The sequence below is a fragment of the Pseudomonas sp. 67(2021) genome, assembly GCF_017491835.1.
GTDB classification, from domain to species: Bacteria; Pseudomonadota; Gammaproteobacteria; order Pseudomonadales; family Pseudomonadaceae; genus Aquipseudomonas; species Aquipseudomonas atacamensis.
This window is the reverse complement of sequence record NZ_JAFGYL010000005.1, coordinates 112,183-137,258: the sequence shown is the minus strand read 5'-3', so window position 1 is coordinate 137,258 and position 25,076 is coordinate 112,183. Positions and strand designations below refer to the sequence as shown.

General features: G+C 60.8%; 23 protein-coding genes and 2 riboswitches. Of the genes, 7 read left to right on the top strand and 16 right to left on the bottom strand.

Annotated elements, in window-relative coordinates:
- Positions 1-57: 57 nt before the first annotated feature.
- Positions 58-1,167 (bottom strand): PilT/PilU family type 4a pilus ATPase, encoded by a 1,110-nt coding sequence (locus tag J5M66_RS09085; RefSeq protein WP_207807879.1) that lies wholly within the window; start codon positions 1,165-1,167, stop codon positions 58-60.
- A gap of 109 nt (positions 1,168-1,276) precedes the next feature.
- Here J5M66_RS09085 and J5M66_RS09080 point away from each other — a divergent pair, with 109 nt between their 5' ends.
- Positions 1,277-3,826 (top strand): PAS domain-containing protein, encoded by a 2,550-nt coding sequence (locus J5M66_RS09080; protein WP_207807880.1) that lies wholly within the window; start codon positions 1,277-1,279, stop codon positions 3,824-3,826.
- Between the two features lie 40 nt (positions 3,827-3,866).
- Positions 3,867-4,142, top strand: a complete 276-nt coding sequence (locus tag J5M66_RS09075; protein WP_123442629.1) for a peptidylprolyl isomerase — start codon at positions 3,867-3,869, stop codon at positions 4,140-4,142.
- Between the two features lie 116 nt (positions 4,143-4,258).
- On the opposite strand, the gene J5M66_RS09070 is transcribed toward J5M66_RS09075, so the two are convergent.
- The 10 genes from J5M66_RS09070 to J5M66_RS09025 all read right to left on the bottom strand — a co-directional run bounded on the left by J5M66_RS09070 (position 4,259) and on the right by J5M66_RS09025 (position 11,733).
- Positions 4,259-5,179: a sugar kinase gene (locus tag J5M66_RS09070; RefSeq protein ID WP_125926822.1), complete on the bottom strand. Its 921-nt coding sequence runs from the start codon at positions 5,177-5,179 to the stop codon at positions 4,259-4,261.
- Positions 5,180-5,313: 134 nt separating this feature from the next.
- Positions 5,314-6,528 carry an amino acid deaminase gene (locus J5M66_RS09065; protein ID WP_207807881.1) on the bottom strand — a complete coding sequence of 405 codons (1,215 nt, stop codon included), beginning with the start codon at positions 6,526-6,528 and terminating at the stop codon, positions 5,314-5,316.
- A 38-nt stretch (positions 6,529-6,566) separates the two neighbouring features.
- Positions 6,567-7,331 carry an IclR family transcriptional regulator gene (locus J5M66_RS09060; protein WP_123442632.1) on the bottom strand — a complete coding sequence of 255 codons (765 nt, stop codon included), beginning with the start codon at positions 7,329-7,331 and terminating at the stop codon, positions 6,567-6,569.
- A 158-nt stretch (positions 7,332-7,489) separates the two neighbouring features.
- Complete coding sequence (locus J5M66_RS09055; protein ID WP_016774497.1) at positions 7,490-7,879, bottom strand: RidA family protein; 390 nt, start codon at positions 7,877-7,879, stop codon at positions 7,490-7,492.
- Positions 7,880-7,910: 31 nt separating this feature from the next.
- Positions 7,911-8,702 (bottom strand): amino acid ABC transporter ATP-binding protein, encoded by a 792-nt coding sequence (locus J5M66_RS09050; protein ID WP_016774496.1) that lies wholly within the window; start codon positions 8,700-8,702, stop codon positions 7,911-7,913.
- Positions 8,699-9,361, bottom strand: a complete 663-nt coding sequence (locus J5M66_RS09045) for an amino acid ABC transporter permease (RefSeq protein ID WP_071172258.1) — start codon at positions 9,359-9,361, stop codon at positions 8,699-8,701. Before J5M66_RS09045 ends, J5M66_RS09050 begins: the two co-directional genes overlap by 4 nt.
- A gap of 9 nt (positions 9,362-9,370) precedes the next feature.
- Entirely contained in the window at positions 9,371-10,033 is a 663-nt protein-coding gene (locus tag J5M66_RS09040; protein ID WP_024012746.1) for an amino acid ABC transporter permease, read from the bottom strand.
- Positions 10,034-10,083: 50 nt separating this feature from the next.
- Positions 10,084-10,932, bottom strand: coding sequence for a transporter substrate-binding domain-containing protein (locus tag J5M66_RS09035; protein ID WP_016774493.1), 849 nt, complete (start codon positions 10,930-10,932; stop codon positions 10,084-10,086).
- 281 nt (positions 10,933-11,213) lie between these two features.
- Complete coding sequence (locus tag J5M66_RS09030; protein ID WP_197890164.1) at positions 11,214-11,495, bottom strand: type II toxin-antitoxin system RelE/ParE family toxin; 282 nt, start codon at positions 11,493-11,495, stop codon at positions 11,214-11,216.
- The gene (locus J5M66_RS09025) at positions 11,485-11,733 is read right to left on the bottom strand and encodes a type II toxin-antitoxin system Phd/YefM family antitoxin (protein ID WP_039758605.1); all 249 of its coding nucleotides are present in this window, start codon (positions 11,731-11,733) and stop codon (positions 11,485-11,487) included. The genes J5M66_RS09030 and J5M66_RS09025 overlap by 11 nt, the downstream gene beginning before the upstream one ends.
- Positions 11,734-11,981: 248 nt before the next feature.
- On the opposite strand from J5M66_RS09025, the gene J5M66_RS09020 reads away from it, so the two are divergent.
- Positions 11,982-12,413 carry a thioredoxin family protein gene (locus tag J5M66_RS09020; RefSeq protein WP_071172255.1) on the top strand — a complete coding sequence of 144 codons (432 nt, stop codon included), beginning with the start codon at positions 11,982-11,984 and terminating at the stop codon, positions 12,411-12,413.
- A 115-nt stretch (positions 12,414-12,528) separates the two neighbouring features.
- Positions 12,529-13,605: a GGDEF domain-containing protein gene (locus J5M66_RS09015; protein ID WP_207807882.1), complete on the top strand. Its 1,077-nt coding sequence runs from the start codon at positions 12,529-12,531 to the stop codon at positions 13,603-13,605.
- 35 nt (positions 13,606-13,640) lie between these two features.
- Here the strand turns inward: J5M66_RS09015 and J5M66_RS09010 are convergent, their stop codons facing one another.
- The 5 genes from J5M66_RS09010 to cobW form a co-directional block, all read right to left on the bottom strand.
- Entirely contained in the window at positions 13,641-15,200 is a 1,560-nt protein-coding gene (locus J5M66_RS09010) for a TerC family protein (RefSeq protein WP_207807883.1), read from the bottom strand.
- A gap of 357 nt (positions 15,201-15,557) precedes the next feature.
- A complete protein-coding gene (locus tag J5M66_RS09005; RefSeq protein ID WP_110599575.1) occupies positions 15,558-16,250 on the bottom strand; it encodes a VWA domain-containing protein in 693 nt (230 codons plus the stop codon).
- Positions 16,223-17,233, bottom strand: coding sequence for an AAA family ATPase (locus tag J5M66_RS09000; RefSeq protein WP_110599352.1), 1,011 nt, complete (start codon positions 17,231-17,233; stop codon positions 16,223-16,225). The genes J5M66_RS09005 and J5M66_RS09000 overlap by 28 nt, the downstream gene beginning before the upstream one ends.
- 140 nt (positions 17,234-17,373) lie before the next feature.
- On the bottom strand, positions 17,374-21,222 hold the full coding sequence (gene cobN / locus J5M66_RS08995) for a cobaltochelatase subunit CobN (RefSeq protein WP_207807884.1): 3,849 nt from the start codon (positions 21,220-21,222) through the stop codon (positions 17,374-17,376).
- A 3-nt stretch (positions 21,223-21,225) separates the two neighbouring features.
- Complete coding sequence (gene cobW / locus J5M66_RS08990; protein ID WP_024012737.1) at positions 21,226-22,290, bottom strand: cobalamin biosynthesis protein CobW; 1,065 nt, start codon at positions 22,288-22,290, stop codon at positions 21,226-21,228.
- A 98-nt stretch (positions 22,291-22,388) separates the two neighbouring features.
- Positions 22,389-22,601: riboswitch (cobalamin riboswitch) on the bottom strand.
- 742 nt (positions 22,602-23,343) lie between these two features.
- A riboswitch (cobalamin riboswitch) is annotated at positions 23,344-23,563 on the top strand.
- A 122-nt stretch (positions 23,564-23,685) separates the two neighbouring features.
- On the opposite strand from cobW, the gene J5M66_RS08985 reads away from it, so the two are divergent.
- The 3 genes from J5M66_RS08985 to J5M66_RS08975 are packed head-to-tail and all read left to right on the top strand — an operon-like array spanning position 23,686 to position 25,006.
- Positions 23,686-23,883: a CbtB domain-containing protein gene (locus tag J5M66_RS08985; protein ID WP_016774486.1), complete on the top strand. Its 198-nt coding sequence runs from the start codon at positions 23,686-23,688 to the stop codon at positions 23,881-23,883.
- Between the two features lie 11 nt (positions 23,884-23,894).
- Entirely contained in the window at positions 23,895-24,596 is a 702-nt protein-coding gene (locus J5M66_RS08980) for a CbtA family protein (RefSeq protein ID WP_122751413.1), read from the top strand.
- Positions 24,593-25,006, top strand: a complete 414-nt coding sequence (locus tag J5M66_RS08975) for a cobalamin biosynthesis protein (protein ID WP_207807885.1) — start codon at positions 24,593-24,595, stop codon at positions 25,004-25,006. Before J5M66_RS08980 ends, J5M66_RS08975 begins: the two co-directional genes overlap by 4 nt.
- Positions 25,007-25,076: the final 70 nt, after the last annotated feature.

Here is a 25,076-nt window from a genome sequence, read left to right as displayed (position 1 = left end):
AGTCAATTATTAAGTGTTGTTGCCGTGCAAACACTCGATGCAATCGAAGACACCAAGTCAATCCATCAAACCCCACTCGCCGGGGCCTGTATTGTTAACACTTGCCTGGTCGTGCTGAAGTTTGATTCGCAACTTCAAGTTATTTACCGAATCGGCATTCTTCAATGCTTCCTGCTCACTGATTGCACCTTCTGCAAACAGCGCAAACAGTGCCGCGTCAAATGTCTGCATACCGAGTCCGGTCGATTTTTCCATCATCGGCTTGAGCTCTTCGAACTGGCCGCGTCGGACCAGGTCAGCGATGGTCGGCGTACCCAGAAGAATTTCGACTGCCGCGCGCCTTTGGCCATCGACAGTGCGGAGCAGACGCTGCGAGACACAGGCTTTGAGGTTGTTGCCCAATGTTTGCAAAAGCTGTTCGCGCTTCTCCTCGGGAAACAAATTGATGATTCGATCCAGCGCCTGATTGGCGTTGGTCGCATGCAGCGTCGACAACACAAGATGGCCGGTATCAGCGAATGACAGCGCATGCTCCATGGTTTCGCGGTCACGGATCTCACCAATCAATACAACATCCGGAGCCTGGCGCAGAGTGTTCTTCAAAGCCGCATGAAAGCTTCGGGTATCTACGCCGACTTCACGCTGATTGATGATCGAGCGCTTGTGTCGATGGATATATTCGATCGGGTCTTCGATCGTCACGATGTGTCCGGCGCTGTGGCGGTTACGGTGATCGATGAGTGCCGCCAGTGAAGTCGACTTGCCTGAACTGGTCGCGCCGACAAAAAGAATCAGGCCACGTTTGAGCATCACCGTTTCCAGCAGCACCGGCGGCAGCTTCAGGTCTTCGAATCGCGGGATGTCGACCTTGACGTTGCGGATCACGATCGAAACGTCGTTGCGCTGCTTGAAAATGTTCACCCGGAACCGCCCGACGCCCGTTCGGGAGATTGCCAGGTTCATTTCCAGATCCCGGTCGAACTCCCGGCGCTGCTCGGCGTCCATCAGGGAGGTGGCGATGGCCGCGGTTTCGCCGGGTTTGAATGGCTGATCGCTGAGCGCCGTCAGCACGCCATCAATGCGCGCACTCGGCGCTGCGCCGGTAGAGAGGAACAGATCCGAGCCGTTTTTTTGCGACAATATTGACAACAGTGCATCGATTTCCATGGCTGAAAGCACCCGCGAAGCATTGAATGAGCAAATTTGGCCGACGCTTGGCGCGGCTCCTGCAACAATGATAGACCCCGTCTCACCGAACCACGCTCAGGATTGAAACATGAATGCTGTATCCACCACCGATGACGCTCAGGCCCTGATTGCCCGCACCGACTGGAGCCGCAGCCCGCTGGGCGCCGCCGGCACCTGGCCGCAGAGCCTGCGCACGGCGGTGGACATCGTGATTCATTCGCCGATGCCGATGCTGCTGTTATGGGGCCCGCAACTCACGCAGATCTACAACAATGGCTTTGCCCTGCTCGCTGGCAGCAAGCATCCCGAAGCGTTCGGGCAGCCGACGCATGAGGTCTGGCCAGAGGTGCGGGATTTTGCCGAGCCGATTTACCAAGCGGTGCTGCAGGGTCAGGTGCGCAGCTTCAGCGAGCAGCGTTTCAGCGTGCAGCGGGACGGCAAAAAAACCGATTTCTGGCTGGATCTGACCTACAGCCCGATTCGCGATGAAACCGCACAGGTGGCCGGGATTCTGATCACCGCCATCGAAACCAACGAGCGCCGACGCATTGCCCTGGAATTGCAGCGTCGTTCCGAAGAAAGCCTCAAGGCCCAGCGCCAGTCCGAGGAGCGTCTGCAACTGGCCCTCGCCGCCACCGACGCCGTCGGCACCTGGGATTGGGACATTGGCGAAGACCGTTTCATCGCCGATGCGCACTTCGCCGAACTGCACGGCGTCGATCCTGCCAGCGCCGGGCAGTTGCCGATCAGCGAATACATGCACGGGGTGCACCCCGAAGACCGCGCCATGGTCGCGCGCGGCATCAAGTACTGCATCACTCATGGCACGGAGTACGCCGAGGAATATCGCCTGTTGCAGGCCGATGGCACGCTGCGCTGGGTGTTCGCGCGCGGGCGTTGCTACAAGGATCATCATGGTCGGCCGATGCGCTTTCTCGGCGCGGCGCTGGACCTGACCGAACGCAAACATACGGAACAGGCGCTGCGTCAGAGCCAGACCGAACTTCAGCTGATCATCAACGCCATGCCGATCCTGATCAGCTACGTCGACGCCGAAGAACGTTTTCGCTTGAACAACGCAGCCTATCTGGACTGGTACGGCCTGACGCCGCAGGAGTTGTATGGGCGCACGATCCGCGAAGTCATCGGCGAAGAGGCGTATTTCCTGCGTGCGCCGTACATCGCCGAAGCACTGGCCGGCCGCTCCTGCTCCTTCAGTTTCTACACGCCGCACCGCGACGGCAGCACCCGTCATGCCCTCATGAATTATCTGCCGCGACATGGCGCAGACGGTGCAGTGAATGGCTTCTACATCTTTGTCATCGACGAAACCGAGCGCAAGAAAACCGAGGAAGCCCTGCGCAATCTCAACGAGACCCTCGAAGAGCGGGTCAGCGCGCGCACCGAGCAACTGGCTCAGGCCAACGAGCGTTTGCAGAACGAGATGTTCGAACGCGAGCGCGCCGAAGACGCCTTGCGCCACGCGCAGAAGATGGAAGCTGTCGGCCAGCTCACCGGCGGCATCGCCCACGACTTCAACAACATGCTCACCGGCATCATCGGCAGCCTCGACTTGATGCAGCGCTACATCGCCAACGGTCGCGCCGATGAGATTGGTCGCTTCACCGAGGCGGCCGTGTCGTCGGCCAACCGTGCGGCCGCGCTGACGCATCGCTTGCTGGCCTTCTCGCGGCGCCAGTCGCTGGACCGCAAGCAACTGCACGTCAATGAACTGGTGCATTCACTGGAAGACCTGATCCGCCGCACCAAGGGCGATGCGATCGAGCTGCAACTGCGCCTGCCCGAGGATTTGTGGCCGGTGAGTACCGACGTCAGCCAGCTGGAGAATGCCCTGCTCAATCTGGTGATCAATGCCCGCGATGCGATGCCCGAAGGCGGCACGTTGCTGATCCAGACCGCGAACGTGTATCTCGACAGCAGCGACACCACCATTCTCGAGCCGGTGAAGGCCGGGGAATACGTGATGCTCGCGGTCAGCGATAACGGCACCGGCATGACTCCGTCAATTCGCTCCAAAGCGTTCGACCCGTTTTTCACCACCAAACCGATCGGCCAAGGCACCGGGCTTGGGCTGTCGATGATTTACGGATTCGCCCAGCAGTCCGGCGGCCATGTCAGCCTCGACAGTGTGCCGGGGCAAGGCACTTGTGTACGTCTGTACTTGCCGCGTTTGCTTGAGCCGACGCCCGAATCCTCGTCTGTGGAGAAAGCTGAACCGATTGCCGCTTCATCTTCGGGCGAGACCGCGATTGTGGTCGAGGATGATCCGGCAGTGCGCATGCTGGTGCTCGATCTGCTCAAGGAACTGGGCTACACAACCTTCGAAGCGGAAAACGCCACGAACGCCCTGCCCGTGCTCGAGTCCGTGCAACGCGTCGATCTGCTGGTTACCGATGTCGGGCTGCCGGGTATGAACGGACGCCAGTTGGCGGAGATTGCTCGCCAGCATCGTCCGGGGCTTAAAGTGCTGTTCATGACCGGTTACGCGCAGATTGCTGCCGAGCGTCAGGGCTTTCTTGACGAGGGCATGGACATGGTCGCCAAGCCCTTTGTCCTTGAAGTGCTGGCGAGCAAGATTCGCAAGTTGAGCAACCCGACCCCGCGACTTGAGGCATAATCGCGCGCCCCGCTGTCACCCCGTTATCAGGTATTGCACGATGAAAGCCCAAGCCCGCCACATTCTGGTGAAAACCGCCGAAGAGGCCGAACAACTCAAACAGCGCATTGCCAAGGGCGAAGCGTTCGATGTGCTGGCGAAGAAATTTTCCTCCTGCCCGTCCGGCAAACGCGGCGGCGACCTGGGCGAAGTGCGGCCGGGGCAGATGGTCGGCGCGATTGATGCGGTGATTTTCAAGAAACCGCTGCGCACCGTGCATGGGCCGATCAAGAGCAAGTTTGGTTATCACCTGGTGCAGGTGTTTTATCGGGATTGATCGGCTGGCTGCCGGGCTTCTTCGCGAGCAGGCTCGCTCCCCCATGTCGACCGCGTTTTCATTGTGGGAGCGAGCCTGCTCGCGAACCGATTGCGCAGCAAGCGGCCATTCTCTGATTACCTGGGGATCAGCGCTCCAGGCACCTGTATCACCCGACTGGCCAATTCATGTCCCGCTTGCGCCGCCTCTGCCGGACTGCCGCCGAGCAAGCGCCTGGCCAGGTACGCCGCACTGAACGAATCCCCCGCCGCTGTGGTGTCGACAACCTTATCAACCTTGTGCGCCGGCACTTCAAACGCCTCACCATTGCAGCGAATCAGACACGCCTCGGCGCCGCGCTTGAGCACCACTTCCGGCGTGCCGATCTGTGCGTACGTGGCAAACACCTCAGCGCAATCGGCAAACCCGAACAACGCCTGTTCGTCATCCACCGTCAGCAGCGCCAGATCGACATAAGGCAGGACGCTGCGATACGCCGCGCGCGCCTCTTCCACCGACGCCCACAGGCGTGGGCGGTAGTTGTTGTCGAAAACGATGCGTGCGCCGCGCTGTCTGGCTTCAATCAGGGTCTTGATCAGTCGGGCGCGGCCTTGCATTCCGAGTACGGCGAGGGTGATCCCACTGAAATACAGCACGTCGTAGTGCGGCAACGCCGCGAGGATCGGCTCGGCCGCAGGGGTGGTGAAGCAATCGCGTACCGCCGCTTCGTTGCGCCAGTACAGGAAACGCCGTTCGCCGTTGGCGTCGGTCTGGATGCAGTACAGACCGGGCAGCCGACCGGGCAAACGCTGCACCAGATCGAGGCCGATGCCTTCGCTGCGCCAGATCTGGCACATGGCGTCGCTGAAACTGTCATCGCCCAGCGCGGTGACGTAGTCGACTTGCGCCTTGTCGCCCAGCGCACGGGACAGGTACACCGCCGTGTTGAGGGTGTCGCCACCGAAGCTTTGCTGCAGGCTACCGTCGGCGCGTTGTTGCAGTTCGATCATGCATTCGCCAATCAGGGCGATGCGTGGGGTGTTGCTGAGGATTTTCATCGGGTGGGATCTCGGGTGGTTCAGTGGTGGCTAAGCGGGCGTCTTCGCGAGCAGGCTCGCTCCCACAATGGAACGCATTGATCTTGTGGGAGCGAGCCTGCTCGCGAATAGCCGCCGCAACGCAATCTCAAGCCTTAGAAACAAGTCTCCATGGTCTCGATGACCGCCAACTGCTCATCCACCAGCAACCCTACCCGCCACTTGTCAAAAGTCAGGCATGGATGCGAAGTACCAAAGGAAATGATGTCGCCGACCCGCAGTTCTACACCCGGCGCCACGGTCATGAACGCATGCTGATCCATTACTGCCGTGACCTTGCACGCGCCGATATCATCCCCCGCCGCCGGCACCACGCCGGCCTTGTAGCGCAACAACGGCACCGGCAAACCGGCATCGAAGGCGACATCGCGCTTGCCCAGGGCGATCACCGCAAAACCCGGTTCCGGCAGCGACTGCACATGAGCCCAGACTTCCAGCGCCGGGCGCAGGCCTTCGTGCAGGTCGCTGCGACGGTCGAGCACGCAGCACTGCGCCTCTTTGTAGATGCCATGGTCGTGCGCCACGTAACTGCCCGGGCGCAACACACTGAGGAAGCGGCCGGCGGCGTTCTGGGTTTCGAAAGATTCGGCGATCAGGTCGTACCAGGCCGAACCCGACGCTGTGATGATCGGTCTGGCGATGGCAAAGGCGCCGCTGTCCTGTAGCTGCACCGCGAGACGAACCAGCGACGCGGCGAATTCGCGAATGCCACTGACCGCATGATCGCCATGAATCACGCCTTCGTAACCTTCAATACCGGTCAGGGCCAGTGCCGGTTGCGCATCGATGACCTTGGCCAGTTCGATGACTTCCTGCTCGCTGCGGCACCCGCAACGGCCGCCGACCACGCCGTATTCGATCATCACGTTGAGCTTGACCCCACGGGAAGCGAAGTAAGCCCCGAGGTCGGCGACGTTGTCGGGGTGATCGACCATGCAATGGAAATCGAACGTCGGATCGGCGAGCAGATCGGCAATCAACGCCATGTTCGGCGTGCCGACCAGTTGATTGGCCATCAACACGCGACGCACGCCGTGGGCATAGGCGGCGCGGGTCTGGGTGGCGCTGGCGAGGGTGATTCCCCAGGCGCCGGCATCAAGCTGTCGTTTGAACAGTGCCGGGGTCATGCTGGTTTTGCCGTGGGGCGCGAGTTCGGCGCCGCTGTCGCTGACAAATTTCTGCATCCAGCGAATGTTGTGCTCCAGCGCCTCGCGGTGCAGCACCAGCGCCGGCAGGCTGACGTCGCGGGTCAATTGCGCGCCGATCACGGCGTCGCCTTTTTCTACGGCAGAGTTGATGGCAGTGGTCATGGTCGAATCCTCACAGGCGCGGCCGCAGGCAGCCACGGTTATTCGTTGATCCGCCGGGCGAGGCTGTTGGCGCTCTCGATCAGCACCCGGCGATAGTCGCTGTAATTGTTTTTCGCATCGGCGCGCGGGGCGACGATGCACAAAGTGCAAATGGCCACGCCCTGCGGGTCTTTGACCGGCGCGGCGAAGCAATGGGTGAAGGTGTCGGCGACGCTGTCGAAGGAGAAGAAGCCATCGCTGCCGGCCTGACGAATCTCCGCCAGAAAACGGTCCAGTGGCAGGCGTTCGCCGTCGGGCAGGATGTAGTCGTCTTCGTCGATCAGGTCGATGATCTGTTGATCGCTCAAGTGCGCGAGCAACAGACGCCCGGAAGCCGTCCACGGGATCGGCGCGTTTTCGCCGATATCCGATGAGATGCGGAAATGCCGCTCGCCCTCCTTCATCAACGCCACCGTGTATTTGCGCCCGTTGAGCAGACACATCTGCGCAGTTTCGCGGGTCTGGCTGACGATCTCCTGCAAAGCGTGATCAGCCTCGCGGCTGAGGTCGAAATGGCGCAGATGCGCCTGACCAAGGAAGTACAACTGGCGGCCAAGGTAGACGTGGCCGTCCTTGCCCACCGGCTCGAGAATCCGTCGCTCCAGCAAGGATGCGACCAGTTCGTAGACCGTCGACTTCGGACTGCCGATGCCATTGGCGATGTCGTTGGGGCGCAGGGGCTGGCCGATTTCCTTGAGAAAATCGAGGATATCGAACGCCCGGTCCAGACCGCGTGCCCGGCGCTTGATGGTGTCTTCGGTCATGTCAGTGGTTTCCATTCAAAGTCGCCGGGAGTTTACAGCCAATGATCGTTCCCATGCTCCGCGTGGGAATGCCTCACCGGACGCTCCGCGTCCGCTTTTGGGACGCAGAGCGTCCCGGGCTGCATTCCCACGCAGAGCGTGGGAACGATCGGCGTGTATCAGGCCTTCTTCTTGTAGGCAATGCAGTCAATCTCAACCTTGCAATCAACCATCATGCTCGCCTGCACACAGGCGCGCGCCGGGGCGTGTTCGGGTTTGAAATACTCGGCGAAGACCTTGTTGAAACTGCTGAAATCCCGTGGATCGTCCAGCCAGACGCCGGCGCGAACCACGTCCTCAAGGCCATAACCAGCCTCTTCGAGAATGGCGATCAGGTTCTTCATGGTCTGGTGGGTCTGTTCGACGATGCCACCAACGATGATCTCGCCATCCACCGCCGGTACCTGGCCGGACACATGCAGCCAGCCATCCGCTTCAACTGCGCGGGCGAATGGACGAGGCTGGCCGCCGGCGGCGGTGCTGCCGGTGCCGTAACGCGTAATGCTCATGGGTGTTTCTCCTGATTGCAAAAGTACAGATTCAAAACCGCGTGCTCTTGAGAAATTCCGCCAGACGCGGCGATTGCGGGCGTTCGAACAGTTCCTTGGGAGGTCCCTGCTCTTCGATCCGCCCTTGATTCATGAAAACGATCTTGTCCGAAACCTCGAAGGCGAAACGCATTTCGTGGGTCACCAGCAACATGGTCATGCCGTCCTCGGCCAACCCCTTGATCACGTTGAGCACCTCGCCAACCAGTTCCGGGTCGAGGGCCGAGGTGACCTCGTCAAAGAGCATCAGGCTCGGGTTCATCGCAATCGCTCGGGCAATCGCCACGCGCTGTTGCTGGCCGCCGGACAACTGACCGGGAAAGTGATTGCGCCGCTCCAGCAGGCCAACGCGCTCCAGCCATTTTTCCGCGAGCACCACGGCTTCGTCCCTGTGCATCTTCTTCACCTTGAGCAGGCCAAGGGTGACGTTCTGCAACGCGGTCAGGTGCGGGAAGAGGTTGAATTGCTGGAAGGCCATGCCGGTCATCGCACGATGGCGGGCAATAACCTTCTCCGCATGGCGCACGCGTTTACCGTTGACCTCGTCGTAGCCGATGGACTCGCCGTCGAGCAGGATCTGCCCGCCCTGGAATTCTTCGAGCATGTTCACGCAACGCAACAGCGTGGTTTTGCCCGAACCGCTGGAGCCGATCAGCGTGACGACGTTGCCGCGCTGCATGCTCAGGTCGACACCCTTGAGCACTTCCACCGCGCCGTACTGTTTGTGCAGGCCGCGAATATCCAGCAATGCCTGATCCTGTGAAGCAACTTGAGCTTGAGTCATGGCAGGGCCACCCGCTTTTCAATGTGCCGGCCGAGTAATTCGATGCCGTAGTTGATGACGAAGAACAGAAAACCGGCGAACAGGTAGAACTCCAGGGTCATGAAGTTCCGGGCGATGATCTGTTGCGTGCTGAGCAGCAATTCGGCGACGCCGATCACCGAGAGCAAGGTCGACGCCTTGACGATTTCGGTGGACGAGTTGACCCAGGTCGGCAAAATCTGCCGCAGCGCCTGAGGTAACAGTACGTAGCCGAGGGATTGGTAGAACGTCAGGCCGATGGCTTTGCCCGCCTCCATCTGCCCGCGCGGCAGGGCTTGCAGCGCACCACGAACGATTTCGGCGACGTGCGAGCCGCAAAACAGCGTCAGGCCCAGGGCTCCGGCCTGAAACGCACTGATCTGCCAACCGAGCGCCGGCGCCATATAAAAGCAGGCCAGCACCAATACAAACACTGGCGTGCCGCGAATCAGATCGACGTACAGCCGAAACGGCGCACGCATCCAGAACTTGCCGTAAGTCAGGACCAGGCCGGCAACCACGCCGAGCAAGGTGCCCAACACAATGGCCAGCGCCGAGACCTGCACACTGGTCAGAAAGCCCTGCCACAACGGCTCGCGCGCGACCCACAATTCATGCAACCAACTGGGAGATTCGTACATCGCAGCCTCCTATCGGCGGATCGCCAGACGCTGCTCGAGGTAACGCAGCAGCATGGCAATGAGGTAACAGGCCGCGACATATAACGCCGTGGTCACCAGCCAGGTTTCGATCACCCGGTAGCTTTCGACGTTGATCTTGCGCGCGTAATAGGTCAGCTCCGGCACCGCAATCGCAGCCGCCAGCGAAGTGTCCTTGAACAGCGAAATGAAGTTGTTCGACAGCGCCGGCAGCACATTGCGCAGCATCACTGGCACGGTGACGTAAGCCTTGACCTGCCATTCACCGAGACCGATTGCCAGCCCGGCTTCGCGCTGACCCTTCGGAATGCTCAGCAAGCCGCCACGAAAGACTTCGGTCAGGTACGCGCCGGCATACAGCGACAGCGTGATGATGAACGAAGGAATCTTGTCCAGACGAATGCCAAGGCTGGGCAGTGCAAAGTAGATCAACAGAATCAACACCAGAATCGGCGTGTTGCGTACCACCGTGACGTACACCGAGGCCAGCACCCGCAAGGCGCGATGCTTCGACAGCAAGGCGAACGCCATCAGCAGGCCGATCACGCAGCCGATGGCGATCGACACCAGCGCCAGCTGCAAGCCCAGACCGAGCCCCGCCAGCAAGGTGTCGAAATCGCGCCACACGGCGGCAAAGTTCAACTGATAGTTCATGGTCAGCGGTACCTTGAGCGGGGCGACGGTATCGCCCCACTCTCACGGGATCATTTGAATTCGACTGGGAAACCGATGGCTGGAGATGGCAGATCAACACCGAACCATTGTTTGAACGAAGCGGCATAGGTCGGGAACTCAACCCCGGTCATGGCTTCATGCAGCGCGGTGTTGACGAAGTTCAGCCAGTCCTGATCGCCACGTTTGACGGCGCAAGCGTAAGTCTGCGGGCTCCAGGCGTAGCTCGGGCTGCGGTAGCGGCCAGGGTTCTGCACCATCAGGTATTTGACCGACGACTGATCGGTGGCGGCGGCATCGGCGCGGCCGGAGTTCACCGCCTGGTACATCAGGTCAACGCTGTCGTACTGATCGACCTTGGCTTTGGGTAATGCCTGATGCACCAGTTCTTCGGCGTAGACGTTCTGCAGCACCGCAACGGTGACGTCATCGCCCGCCGCCTGCAGGTCTTCGATTTCCTTGTACTTGCTGTTGTTCGGCAACAGCAGGCCGACGCCTTCGCGGTAGTACGGCAGGGTGAACGCGACTTGCTGCGCGCGGCTGGCGGTGACGGTGATGAACTGGCAGCTCATGTCGACCTTGTCGGTGAGCAGATTGGGAATCCGCGCATCGGACGACTGCACCACGAACTCGACCTTGCTCGGGTCGTTGAACAGCCCTTTGGCCACGATCCTGGCGATGTCGATATCAAAACCCTGCAACTTGCCGTCCGCGCCCTGAAAGTGCCACGGCGCATTGGTGCTGCCAGTGCCCACGATCAACTTGCCACGGGCAAGAACACTGTCGAGCTTGCTGTCGGCAGCCTGGGCCAGGCCCATGACCGAGGAAGAAGCTGCAAGAACAAAAACACACGCTTTGAACAACGAAGGACGGCGATGCATGGCAAGCACTCCAGAATTGTGTTTATTCCGCTATACCGGAACACGGTTTGTTACTACGGAATAGACAGCAGAAAGTGTGCCACAGGAATCAGGAGAAATCTGTAGTCGTATTGAATGCTTTGGTAATCAAGGAGATATGGACTTGCGGACCAATTGATCGGTCCGACCCAATACGCAGAAAGGTCCCTGCGATCACTAATGAAAGGGGTGGTTCGTTCCCAACTTGGGTCAGATGGCGTCGTGATGGTGCGAATCAGGGTTACAGTTGAGCAATACCTGTGTCAGCGGTTGAGTGCCTGCCTGTACACATCACCACCCTGCCGTTTCCCAACCGCTATCACCGTAACGACCAGTACCTCGTCCCTGACCCGATAGACCAACCGATATCCAGCGCTTCGAAGCTTGATTTTATAGGCGTTACACAATCCTTTCAGACGAGCCGCCGGAACGTGGGGATTTGCCAGCCTTTCAACAAGTTTATTTTTGAACTGCTCTCTGAGCTCCGACCCAAGCTTTCGCCACTCCTTCCAAGCCTTTTCAGAAAATTCCAGTTCATAGGTCATCAATGGATACCTTGATGGTCGGATCGTTTTCTCGCTCCTTGCAAAGGGCGATCAGTTCCAGATCCTCCAGGCGCTCCATCATTGCTTCATATTCCTTGGCAGGAACACAGTAGAAGGCCGGTTCGTTTCGATTAAGGATCGCCACAGACCGGCCTCCACCAGCTGCCACTGTACCCATAGGATTTTTTTTCAATTCGGAAATACTCGCTACGACGTGAGAAAGAACAATGTGCGTCATGAACTGTGCCTCTTGAAGTGCTCTGATTAGTGCTCAAAATAGCACTCCAAGTGATGCTCGGCGCAATACATTGAGGTTACCACGCGGTTTCTTGTGAGGTTCCCGCATTGGTTGTCAGGTCTATCTGGCGTTCTTGTGGGATTAATCTCGTGGTTACGTACCCCACCTGTAATTTCTGACAGTAGACCGCGACGCCCCTGCTCCTTTAACGTCAAGGAGCCTACCCGCTCGTTGAAAAGGACCCTTCGATGAACGCCACAAACACAACTTCCGCGCTGGACCCGGTTTACCGCAAAGCCCTGAAAACCTGGCGTCCGGTCATTCTCTATTTCGCCAATGAACACTGCCCCGCCTGCGAATGGGCCGGGCCGGTCTTTCGGCAGATTGCCGAGCCTTACCGACTGCGCGCCAACATCTATATGCTCAACACCAGCCAATCGCCCAAGCACCCGAACGTCACGGGCACGCCAACAGTGCTGTTCTATAAAAACGGCAGGCTGCTGAAAAAGCTCAAAGGTATCGGCACCGAGGAAACCCTGGCGAGGGATATGGCCCGGCATGTCGGCAGGACAAAGGCTCCCGCAACCCCACGCAAACCTCACCATGATCTGGCATGGCTGAGGCGAACACTCAAGTCATTGCGCACCGTCACTGGTTCGCGCCACCGGCTTCTGCGCTGAACCCGACCGGGATTGGACAACCCGCTGTCTGCCTGCTTTGCTGTTGAGCGAACACATTGCGCGCCGCCCGCCGGTTCGGGTGGTTGCCAGGATCGGCGCAGACAGCGGGATAAGCATGTTCGAAACCATTGAAGCGCAAGCGTTGAAGGAAACCGCGTCAAACGAGTTGAGGGACGAGTTTCTCCAGCGCGAGTTCGAACGGCTCAAACCGTTCAGCCTGTTGATCTATGTGGTCAGCATTTTCATGTGGCTGCTGTTTGATCTGATCGTCAGTTTTCTCGGCGGCCAGGGTTTCACGTGGCGCTCGATGGCGTTTCTCGCTGGTTTCGCGCTGTTGACGGTGGTGCTCGGTTTTACGCGCAGGGCTAGCCATTTCGATGTGCTCACCCTGTTGCTGGTCCTGGGATTGACCGTCGGTGTGCGAATGATCGTCGACGGCCTCGCGCCTGCTTCGCACAGCTTGTGGCTGGTGCTGGCAGCAGCGAGCATGTTGTACAGCGTGTCGGTACTGCCGCTGCGGCGCTGGGCGTTCTTTGCGGTACAAGTTGTGATCTGGGTGATCCTCAACCCGTTTCTTGCCACCACTACCGAAATCACTGAACTGCGCGGCGTCCTGACTGCCTGCTACAGCGTGTTCCTCTGCGCGCTCACGGTGTACACCTTTTTGAAATTCCGCGAGGCGAAGCTGAACAACTACCTGATGTCGCGGTTGCTGCTGGATCAGGCCTACAACGACCCGCTGACGCAGATTCCCAACCGACGCTCGTTCATGACCCACGCAGGGCAACGGCTGCTGGCAAGCCCGCGCGAGCGCGATCATTACCTGATGATGATCGACATCGACAACTTCAAGAAGGTCAACGACACCTACGGGCATGACATCGGTGATGAGGTGCTCATTCGCGTCGCAGCCGATATCAAGGCAGTGATGATTGCGTTTGACTACGCGCGTATGGGCGGTGAGGAGTTCGCGATCTATCTGGCGGGAGTGCGGCGCGAGGATGTTGAAAGCCTTGCCACGCAACTGTGCCAATCAGTGCGTGAACAGCCCACCCAGCACCCGGTCACCATCAGCATCGGCATTACCCGGGTGGCTGAGGGTGACTCGTTGAATCAGGCGCTGATCAAGGCGGATGCGGCGTTGTACGAATCAAAGCATACGGGCAAGAACCGCTTTACGTTTCATCAGTAACAAGCGCAGCGACCGCTGCGCCATTCCGCGAATGCTCAAGCCACCTCACGCTCCAGCAACACGCGCGTCACCCGCCGCTCTTCGACCGCTTTGACGGTCAGTTGCCAGCCCTCGTATTCCAGCCGATCACCGGTCATCGGCAACCGATCCAGCAGACTCATGACCAACCCGGCCATGGTCTGATAATCCTCGGTCGGCTCGGCATCGAAGCCGGTACGCTGGCGAACGCGAGCCAAGGGCAGCGCGCCGCTGACCAGAAACCCGCCGCGCTCTTCGACCACATCAGGGCCTTCGATTTCACTGGCATCGGGCAACTCACCGGCGATCGATTCGAGGATGTCGGTCATGGTCAATACGCCGACGAAATCGCCAAACTCATTGACCACGAAAGCGATGTGCGTCGATGCCGCGCGCATCTGCTCCAGGGCATTGAGGATCGAGTAACTGTCGAGCAGATTGACGGTCTTGCGTGCCAGATGCTCCAGGTTCGGCTCATTGCCGGCCAGATACTCCTTGAGCAATTCCTTCTTGTGTACGAAGCCAAGCGGCTCGTCCACCGCGCCATCGCGAATCAGCGGCAAGCGTGAATACGACGAATGCATCAGCTTCGTGCGAATGGCTTCGGCGTCATCGGCAAGATCAATCAGGTCAACGTCGGCGCGCACCGTCATCAGGTTGCGAATCGGCCGCTCCGCCAGTTGCAGCACACCGCTGATCATCACCCGCTCACGACGGTCGAACAGCTCGGCCACCGGCGCTTCACCGTTGTCCAGAAGGTCGGAGATTTCCTCACCAACCTCCTCCGCCGCCAGCTTGCGGCCACCGAGCAGACGCATCACCGCATGGGCTGTGCGCTCGCGCATCGGGCGCACGCCCTGCATCGAACGTTTGCGCCGAGCCCGGGCGATCTGGTTGAAGACTTCGATGAGGATCGAGAAACCGATGGCGGCGTACAGGTAACCTTTCGGGATATGGAAGCCCAGACCTTCGGCGGTCAGGGCAAAACCGATCATCATCAGGAAGCCCAGACACAGCATGATCACGGTCGGATGTGCGTTGACGAAGCGGGTCAGCGGCTTGCTGGCAACGATCATCAGGCCGATGGAAATAATCACGGCGATCATCATCACCGCCAGTTCATCGACCATGCCCACAGCGGTAATCACCGCGTCGAGGGAGAACACCGCGTCGAGCACCACAATCTGCGCCACGATTGGCCAGAACAGCGCGTAGGTTGTGTTGGTCGAGCGCTCGCCGACATGGCCTTCGAGCCGCTCATGCAACTCCATCGTCGCCTTGAACAACAGGAACACGCCACCGAACAGCATGATCAGATCACGACCGGAGAAGCTCTTGTCGAACACCTCGAACAACGGCTGCGTGAGCGTAACCAGCCAGGAAATGCTCGCCAACAGGCCCAGGCGCATGATCAACGCCAGCGACAGGCCGATGATCCGCGCGCGATCGCGCTGACGCGGCGGCAGTTTGTCGGCAAGAATTGCGATGAACACCAGGTTGTCGATACCCAGCACCAGTTCCAGCACGATCAGAGTCAACAGGCCTAACCAGGCTGTGGGATCCGCTAACCATTCCATAAAACGTCTCGATCTCTCTTCAGTGAATTCAGGCGGCCGGACACGGCAAAGTGCAACGCAAAGGCTCAAGGGCCGCGTTATCAACCATAGTCGGGAGTCGGAAGACGGGATGCTGCGAATGGATCAAGACCGCGCAATATTGCGCTGGAGAATGCTGACTGGGAGGCTCCGAGAGGGTGTTCATGTAGATCCTGAATGAAAAATGGCCTTCGAGGGTACAGCGTCGACCGGCCTGTTCTACAGCGGCAAATCATTTCAAAATCTGTACGAATCAATGTAACCGAAGATTTTCAGCGTTGCTGAAGACGCCTTCGCGAGCAGGCTCGCTCCCACAGGGTGCGAGCGGTGCGGCGGATTTCAGCGCAAACCCAGCTCATCGATATGCTGATACTGCGCTTGCAGCGCGGTCGCCAGATCCTTCGCCCGGCCCAGTCGAATCGGCCCGCGCTCAATGTCGATCAGCAATCCCGGACACGCCAGCACTGGCAACGCCGACAGTTCTTTCACGCGACCATCGGTCACGATCAGGCAGCGTTGCTGTTCGGCAGAAAAGCGCTTGCGTCGCAGCGTCAGCCATTGCTGCGCCTGCTCCAGTGCCGCGAGCAACGGCGTGCCGCCACCGGCGCCCAAACCGTCGAGCCAGACGCTCAGGCCGCTTGAGGCCATCAAGCCTTGCACCTGCCATTTCGGCGCAGAACCACTGGCGGTCAGCAACGCCAGCCGCGCCCGCTGGCGATAAGCATCGTCGAACAGCTGCGCGAGCAGGCCCTTGGCATCGCTCAAAGCCTGATGGCGACGGGTCGAGGCCGACGCATCGACGATCACCAGCCAGATTTCATGGGGCGAGCGGGTGCGCTGTTGAAACAGCAGATCGGCGCGGCGCTGGGGGCGGCCATTGAGCAGCGTGCCCGGCCAGTTCACCGATCCGCTGCCGGCCGCATGCCGCTGGCCCTGGCGGCCATTGTCGAGTTGTCCGGCACGGGGTCTGGCATTCGCCCCCGCGTCCGACCGGGGGCGAATGCCTAGGGCTTTTTTGCCAGTGGCGGCCAGCTCGGAACGTCGCGGCGGGCACCGGTGGCTTGCGCCGTTGCCGGCATCTCGCCCCACTGGCCCTGCCCTTCACCGGATTTGCTGTCTGCGCCTGACGGAGATTGCGCTTGTGGCTCTGCGCCAGCCAAGGGCTGCTCGCGACGGCGATGGCGCAGGGCAAATTCGGCCACCGCATCGATGTCCTCTTCAGCAATCGCATCCGCCCCACGCCACGCGGCATGGGCGCGGGCCGCGCGCAACCAGACCAGATCGGCACGCAAGCCATCGACGCCAGCAGCGAAACAACGCTCGGTAATCAACGCCAATGCCGCGTCATCCAGCGGGATGGCTACCAGGCGCTCGCGCGCGCTTTCACAGCGCGAACGCAGGATGTGTTGCTCGCTCGCCCACTGCGCGCAGAACCCTTGTGGATCGCTGTCGAAATCCAGCCGCCGGCGAATGATCTGTCCGCGTTCGGCGGGCGCGGTGTGGCCGCTGAGGGCAACGTTCAAGCCGAAGCGGTCAAGCAGTTGCGGCCGCAGCTCGCCCTCTTCCGGGTTCATGGTGCCGATCAGAACGAATTTGGCCGAATGCCGATGGGAAATGCCGTCGCGCTCGATCAGGTTGGTACCGCTGGCGGCGACATCCAGCAGCAGATCGACCAAGTGATCGGGCAGCAGATTCACCTCATCGACATAGAGCACGCCACCGTCAGCCTTGGCCAGAACACCGGGCGAAAACTGCGCGCGACCGTCGCTGAGGGCAGCGTCGAGGTCGAGGGTGCCGACCAGCCGCTCTTCAGTGGCGCCCAACGGCAAAGTGACAAACTGGCCGCTGGCGAGCAGGTCCGCCAGGCCCCTCGCCAGCGTCGACTTGGCCATGCCGCGCGGACCTTCGATAAGTACGCCGCCGATTTTCGGGTCGATGGCGGTCAGGCACAGGGCGAGTTTCAGGTCATCGGCGCCGACCACGGCGGAGAGTGGGAAATGCGGGGTGTCGGTCATATTGATTACTCGGTCATGGTCGGTGAATTGCTTCAACTGTAGGAGTGAGCCTGCTCGCGATCGCGGTGGGGCAGCAAACGAAAATGTTGCCTGAAACATCGCTTTCGCGAGCAGGCTCGCTCCTACAGGATCGCGTTGTGTCAGGTGTCTTCTTCTATGTCCAAGAGGAGATTCTCCAGCGCCTCTTTATAAGCCCCAGGCTCCTGCCACATCCCGCGCTGCTGCGCTTCGAGCATGCGTTCGGTCATGTCGCGCAACGCGTGCGGATTATGTTCACGAACAAAATCCCGGGTCGCCGGATCAAGCAAATATGCCTCCGCCAGCAGCGCGTACTGATGGTCATCGATCAACTGCGTAGTCGCATCGAAGGCGAACAGATTATCAACCGTCGCCGCCAGTTCGAACGCGCCTTTGTAGCCGTGACGCTTGATTCCGTCGATCCACTTCGGATTCGCCGCGCGCGAGCGCACCACGCGGTTCAACTCTTCCTTCAGGGTACGAATCTTCGGCAGATCCGGCTGGCTGTGATCGCCGTGATAACTGGCCGCCGCTTCGCCGCGCAGCGTCTCCACCGCCGCGAGCATGCCGCCCTGGAACTGGTAGTAATCGTTGGAATCGAGCAAGTCATGCTCGCGGTTGTCCTGGTTCTGCAGAACTGCCTGTACCTGGCTCAGACGCTGGCTGAACTGCTCGCGGGCAGCCGTGCCCTCGTCGGCGCCGCCGTAAGCGTAGGCGCCCCAGGTCAGGTAGACCTCGGCGAGGTCTTCGCGGGTCTGCCACAAACGCCCGTCGATGGCGCCTTGCACCCCGGCGCCATACGCCCCCGGTTTCGCGCCGAAGATGCGCCACCCGGCCTGACGCCGCGCGGTATCTTCATCGACGCCCGACTGCAACAGCGCCTCGCGTTCGGCACGCACTTTAGCGGCCAGCGGATTCAGGTCGTCCGGCTCGTCCAGCGCGGCCACCGCTTGCACGGCGGCGTCGAACAGGCGGATGAGGTTGGCAAACGCATCACGGAAAAACCCCGAAACCCGCAATGTCACATCGACCCGAGGACGATCGAGCAGACTCAGCGGCAGAATCTCGAAATCATCCACACGCTGACTGCCCGTGGCCCAGACCGGACGCACGCCCATCAACGCCATGGCCTGAGCGATGTCGTCGCCGCCGGTGCGCATGGTTGCGGTGCCCCACACGGACAAGCCGAGTTGGCGCAAGTGATCGCCGTGATCCTGCAAGTGTCGTTCGAGAATCAGCGTGGCGGACTGGAAACCGATGCGCCACGCAGTAGTTGTTGGCAGATTGCGCACGTCGACTGAATAGAAATTACGCCCGGTGGGCAGGACGTCGAGACGGCCACGGCTGGGCGCGCCGCTGGGGCCGGCGGGGACGAAACGACCGCTGAGGGCGTCAAGCAGACCGCGCATTTCGGCCGGGCCGCAAGCATCGAGGCGTGGGGCGACGACTTCGCGCAGATGCTCGAGTATCGAATCAACCTCCGCCCACCCCGGCCCTTGTGGGAGCGAGCCTGTTCGCGAAGGCGTCGGGTCAGACAACTGGTCTTTTACTGACACACCGCTTTCGCGAGCAGGCTCGCTACCACAGGGGACATTCAGTGTTTGGGAGATCAGGTCTGCGGCAAACAATTCGAGGCGTTCGCGGGTGTCGCCGGCGGTGCGCCAGACTTCTTCGCTGATAGTCTGCAACTCGGTCGGACGCGGGCCACTCCAGGCATCGGCCAACGCGCAATCCAGCGGATCAAAACCAAGATCAAACGCTTTAGCCAGTGCTCGCAGCAGACTCGACTGCGCGGCCTTGCCGTCACCGCGCGGGATGCGCAGCAACGCGAGCAAGGTGTCGATACGCAAGCGCCCGCTCGGCGATTCGCCAAAGATGTGCAACCCATCGCGAATCTGCGATTCCTTCAGGTCGCACAGATAAGTGTCCAGACGCGGCAACCAGATCGCCGCATCGGCATCGCTGTCCAGCGCTGCGTCCAGTTGCAGTTCCCTGTCGATCTGCGTGTCCCGCACCAGTTGCAGAATGTCGCGTTGCAACTCGCGGGCACGGCGCGGATCAAGCAGTTGCGCCTCGTAATACTCGTCGGCCAGCAGCTCCAGATTGCGCAGCGGCCCGTAGGTTTCGGCGCGGGTCAGTGGCGGCATCAGGTGGTCGATGATCACCGCTTGCGTGCGGCGTTTGGCCTGAGCGCCCTCGCCCGGATCGTTGACGATAAACGGATAAATATTCGGCAGCGGCCCGAGCAGCGCGTCCGGCCAGCAATTCTCCGAAAGGCCGACGCCTTTGCCCGGCAACCATTCGAGATTGCCATGCTTGCCGACGTGGATCACGCCGTGGGCCCCGTAGGTGTTGCGCAACCAGAAATAGAACGCCAGATAACCGTGCGGCGGAACCAGATCCGGGTCGTGATACACCGCGCTCGGATCGACCTGATAACCCCGGGCCGGCTGGATGCCGACAAAAGTCAGACCGAAACGCAGACCGGCGATCATCAGGCGACCGTCGCGGCACATCGGATCGTTTTGCGGCGCCCCCCAACGCTCTTGCACCGCGACACGATTCGCTTTCGGCAACGCATTGAACATTGCCAGGTAATCGTCCATCGCCAGGCTTTGCTGGCACGGGCGCAGGTCGAGACTGTCGAGGTCGTTGCTGACACCGCCGAGCAATTGCTGGATCAGCTCGGTGCCGCTATCGGGCAATTCAGCGATGACCGGATAACCCTCCGCTCGCAATGCGCGCAGGATGTTCAGCGCCGCCGCCGGCGTATCGAGGCCGACGCCATTGCCGATGCGGCCGTCGCGGGTCGGGTAGTTGGCGAGGATCAACGCGATGCGTTTTTCGCCGTTCGGCACGCGTGCCAAAGCAACCCAACGCCGCGCCAGTTCGGCGACGAAATCCATGCGTTCGGGCTGGGCGCGGTAGCAGACCACATCGGACTGACTGCGCTCGCTGCGCCAAGCCAGATCCTTGAAGCTGATCGGTCGGCTGATGATGCGTCCATCGAGTTCCGGCAAAGCAATGTGCATCGCCAAATCGCGCGGTCCGAGGCCCTGCTCGCTGTCGCGCCAGCCGGGCTCGTTGTCCTGGGCGCAGATCGCTTGAATCACCGGAATGTTGCGGCGAAACGGGCGCAGATGCGGTGCTTCGGGGCTCGATTGGGCAAAACCGGTGGTGTTGAGAATCACCCCCGCCTCGACTTCATCGAGCCAGTCCTCGACCACCGACAAGCAACCGGGTTCTTTCAGACTGGCCACCGCGATCGGCAGCGGATTGAGCCCGGCTGCCTGCAAACGCTGACAGAACACATCGATGAACGCGGTGTTCGCCGCCTGCAAATGCGAGCGATAAAACAACAGCGCCGCCACCGGTTGACCGGGCAGCCATTCGGCTTGCCAGTCGCTCAGGGCAGCGCTGTTTTTCTGTGGGTGATAAATTGCCGTGCGCGGCAGGGTTTGCGGCTCGTTCCACGGGTAATCGCGGGCGAACCATTGGTTGCCCAGGCAACGGAAGAAATCCAGTGCATTGCCCATGCCGCCCTGACGCAGAAATTGCCAGAGTCGATCGCGTACTTCGGCGCTGACCGTGCTCAAGTCACTGAGCTCGGGGTCCGGGCGGTCATCGCCGGGCACCAGAATCAGTTGCACGCCGCGTTCGGACAACTCGACCAGCCGCTCGACACCGTAGCGCCAATAGGCGATGCCGCCGTGCAGTGAGATCAGAATGACCTTGGCGTGGCGCAGCACTTCGTCGACATATAGATCGACCGAGGCATGATTCTGCACCTGCATCGGGTTGGCCAGACGCAGGCTCGGGTAGTCATCGGGCAATTGCTGCGCGGCCTCGGCGAGCAGCGCCAGGCTGGAATCGCCGCTGCACAGGATCACCAGCTCGGCGGGGGTTTGTCCGAGATCGGCAATGTTGTCGTCCGAGACGAATCCGCCGGGCTGGGTCCTGAGCAGGTGCATGGCTTAAACGCTGAGCGCAGCGCGCAATTGCGCTTCGAGTTGTGCGGCATCGAGTTCCTGACCGATCAGCACCAGACGCGTGACGCGCGCTTCTTCGGCGCCCCACTGACGGTCGAAATGCTTGTCGAAACGCGTGCCCACACCCTGGATCAACAGGCGCATCGGCTTGTTCGGAATCGCCGCGAAGCCTTTCACGCGCAGAATGCCGTGTTGCACCACGAGTTGCGTCAGCGCGTCGAGCAGCAGGCTTTCATCGGCTTGCGGCAATTCGATGGAGATCGAATCGAAGGCGTCGTGATCGTGGTCGTCGTCATCACCGTCATGGTGGTGATCGTGGTGACTGTGGCGGCTGTCGATGTGCTCCTCGGAGCCGGCACCGAGGCCGATCAACACGTCGAGCGGCAGGCGGCCGTTGCTGGCTTCGATGATTTTTACCGCTGGCGGCAGCTCTTCGGCGACTTCAGCACGCACCCGAGCCAGATCTTCCGCGCTGGTCTGGTCGGCTTTGTTGAGGATCACCAGGTCAGCGCTGGCCAGTTGATCGGCGAACAGTTCATGCAGCGGCGACTCGTGATCAAGGTTCGGATCGAGTTTGCGCTGGGCATCGACCTGATCCGGGAACGCTGCGAAGGTGCCAGCAGCGACGGCCGGGCTGTCGACCACGGTGATCACCGCGTCAACGGTGCAGGCGCTACGGATTTCCGGCCACTGGAAGGCCTGCACCAACGGCTTTGGCAGGGCCAGGCCGGAGGTTTCGATAAGAATGTGATCAAGGTCACCGCGACGGGCGACCAGCTCGCGCATCACCGGAAAGAATTCTTCCTGCACCGTGCAGCACAGGCAGCCGTTGGCCAGCTCATATACGCGGCCGCTGGCCTCTTCTTCGGTGCAGCCGATGGTGCATTGCTTGAGGATTTCACCGTCGATGCCGAGCTCGCCAAACTCGTTGACGATCACCGCGATGCGCCGGCCCTGAGCGTTGTCGAGCATGTGCCGCAGCAGCGTGGTTTTGCCCGAACCGAGGAAACCGGTGACGATGGTGACGGGGAGTTTGGCCAGTGTTTTCATCGGTATGCCCTTTGGCAAGCGGCGGGCATACGGGACGAGAACCGGCAGCGCGCATGCACGCCGGAAGCATTCGCCACCGGATCACCCCGCCCGGTTGTAGTGAGAATCTGTGACGAGGCAGGTCTCCTGGCTGACGGCGTTCAGGCGCGAGACCTGGCGTTCATTGCGCCTTCCCGCTGGCTCATCGGTTGAGCTGGCAGTGGCGTGGCAACGAACATCACCGTTCACAGTTGCGGGGGCAGCCGCGGCTTTGACCGCGTTCCCTTCTTAGCTTCGGCGAGTGCCGAAGAACCTCGAGAGCGCAAGGCTACGCATGGTGTGGGGATGGGTCAATGGGCGTTGAGCCTCGGAACCGGGGCATATCCGTTGCTACGGCTGCAGCGGCGTGCGGTTTCGCTCCAGCGACTCCCTTTTCCAGATGTACGACTGCGTCGTACGGTAGCTGCGCTCCCATCCCCGGATCGATCCCGTAACGAAGCCTGCCGAAGGGGCAAAAGATCAAAAGCAAAAGCCAGATCAAAAGATCGCAGCCTTCGGCGGCTCCTACAGTTGGATTGGGTACCACTTCAACAACAGGTCGGCTGTCAGGCCGCCTTCGCGAGCAGGCTCGCTCCCACAAAAGCAAAAGCAAAGCAGCGCAACTGCCCGCGGCGAAGCCGCACCACTCAACAATGAGCGCAAGCTCGAGTGCTCTTGATCTTGATCCACAGGCGACGTCGGAAGGCTGAGTGGAGGGATTGATCCGGGGGTGGGAGCGCAGCGACCGTACGACGCAGTCGTACACAGCGGAAGGAGGTGCAGCGAAGCAAACCGGAGCCGCTGCGCCCGGATCAGTCCCGCAGCGAAGGAACCCGAGCCTGCGAGGGCCGAACGTAGGAGCAAGCCTTTTTGGGTACTTTTTCGGCGCTTGGAAAAAGTGCCTCGCCGTAAGGGCGAAACCGTAATCAGCAACACCCGCAGCAACGGATATACACACAAAAACATCAGAAAAACACCCCCACCGCAGCACCGAAAACTCCCCGGAAATTGACTAAAAACCCAAACCCATGTTCTCCTGCCCACCTTGTTACGGGTGCCCTTCACAGGGTGAAACGGGAAACCGGTGAATCATGTGCTTTACTCAAAGCCATGTCAGTCCGGTGCTGCCCCCGCAACGGTAAGCGAGCGAAGCGTCAGATCCACTGTGCCCCGGCATGGGAAGGTGATGCTTGCAGGTCGGCCTCGTGCCAACCCCTCGCAAGCCCGGAGACCGGCCCGCAACACCCAGCACGCGCAAGCGTCGCTGACCACAAACAAACCCGCGGTGGGCGGGCGCTGTTCGAAATCCCTGCGTGCCCGGCTCGCAGGGATTTTCATGCGCTCTGTTTACCCGCTGACATTTCAGAGGGAAGCGCTATGTCGATCATCAGCAATACCGTCAGCCACACTGACCACATTTCCAGCAGCACCACACTCGGCCAACGCGTCGCCGCCGCCCTCTTCGCCTCGATCCTCGGTGCCAGCCTGGTCTGGTTCGCCGGTTTCTCGCACATCGAAGCGGTGCACAACGCCGCCCACGATACCCGCCACAGCGCCGCGTTCCCGTGCCACTGAGGCTTGCCGAGATGATCAAGCGTATTGCGCAAACCGCAGGCTTCACCGGCTTGCTCGCCGCCCTGCTGCTGACCCTGCTGCAGAGTTTCTGGGTATCGCCACTGATTCTGCAGGCCGAATCCTTCGAGAAATCCGAACCGGTCGCGCAAGTTCACGAACACGCCGCCGGCACCGCCGCCCACAGCCATGATGGCGAAGCCTGGGAGCCGGAAGACGGCTGGCAGCGCGTGGTCTCGACCACTGGCGGCAATCTGGTGGTGGCGGTGGGTTTCGCCCTGATGCTCGCCGGCCTGTACACCTTGCGCGCGCCAACCAAAACCTCGCAAGGGCTGCTCTGGGGTCTGGCCGGTTACGCGACGTTCGTTCTCGCGCCGACCTTGGGCCTGCCACCTGAATTGCCGGGCACTGCGGCTGCCGATCTGGCATCGCGGCAGATCTGGTGGATCGGCACTGCCGCTTCGACCGCCGTCGGCCTGGCACTGATCGCCTTCAGCCGCCACTGGCTGATGAAGCTTCTCGGTGTGGCGATTCTCGCCGTGCCGCATGTGATCGGCGCGCCGCAACCGCAGGTGCATTCGATGCTTGCCCCAGAGGCACTGGAAACCCAATTCAAAATCGCTTCGCAGCTGACCAACGTCGCGTTCTGGCTGGCCTTGGGCTTGATCAGTGCATGGTTGTTCCGCCGCAAAAGCGCAGGCCCATATCAGGCATGACCGATGACCGCGCAGTGCCGACCTTCGTGGTCGGCCTCGGCTGCCAGCGTGGCTGCCCGGCCAGTACGCTGCGTGCACTACTCGATCAAGCGTTGCAGGCGCACCGCATCGAGCTGCGAGCGGTCAAGGCTTTGGCGAGTATCGACCTCAAGCGCGACGAACCGGGGTTGCTGGAACTGGCCACACAATTGAACCTGCCGCTGCAGTATTTCAACAGTGCCGAGCTGGCGCCCTATCAACAGCGCCTCAGCCATCAATCGCAGATCGCCTTTGAACGCACCGGCTGCTACGGCGTGGCGGAAAGCGCCGCGCTGGCGCTGGCCGAGCAACTGATTCAGGCGCCGGCGAAACTGCTGATCCACCGCCAGAAATATGCGCAGGCCACGCTGGCATTGGCCGGCGCTGCATAAAATCCCGATAATCCCCGCCATTGATCATGAGCACGCTTCATCTGCAGTGGGGCTGCGCCTCTTCACAAGG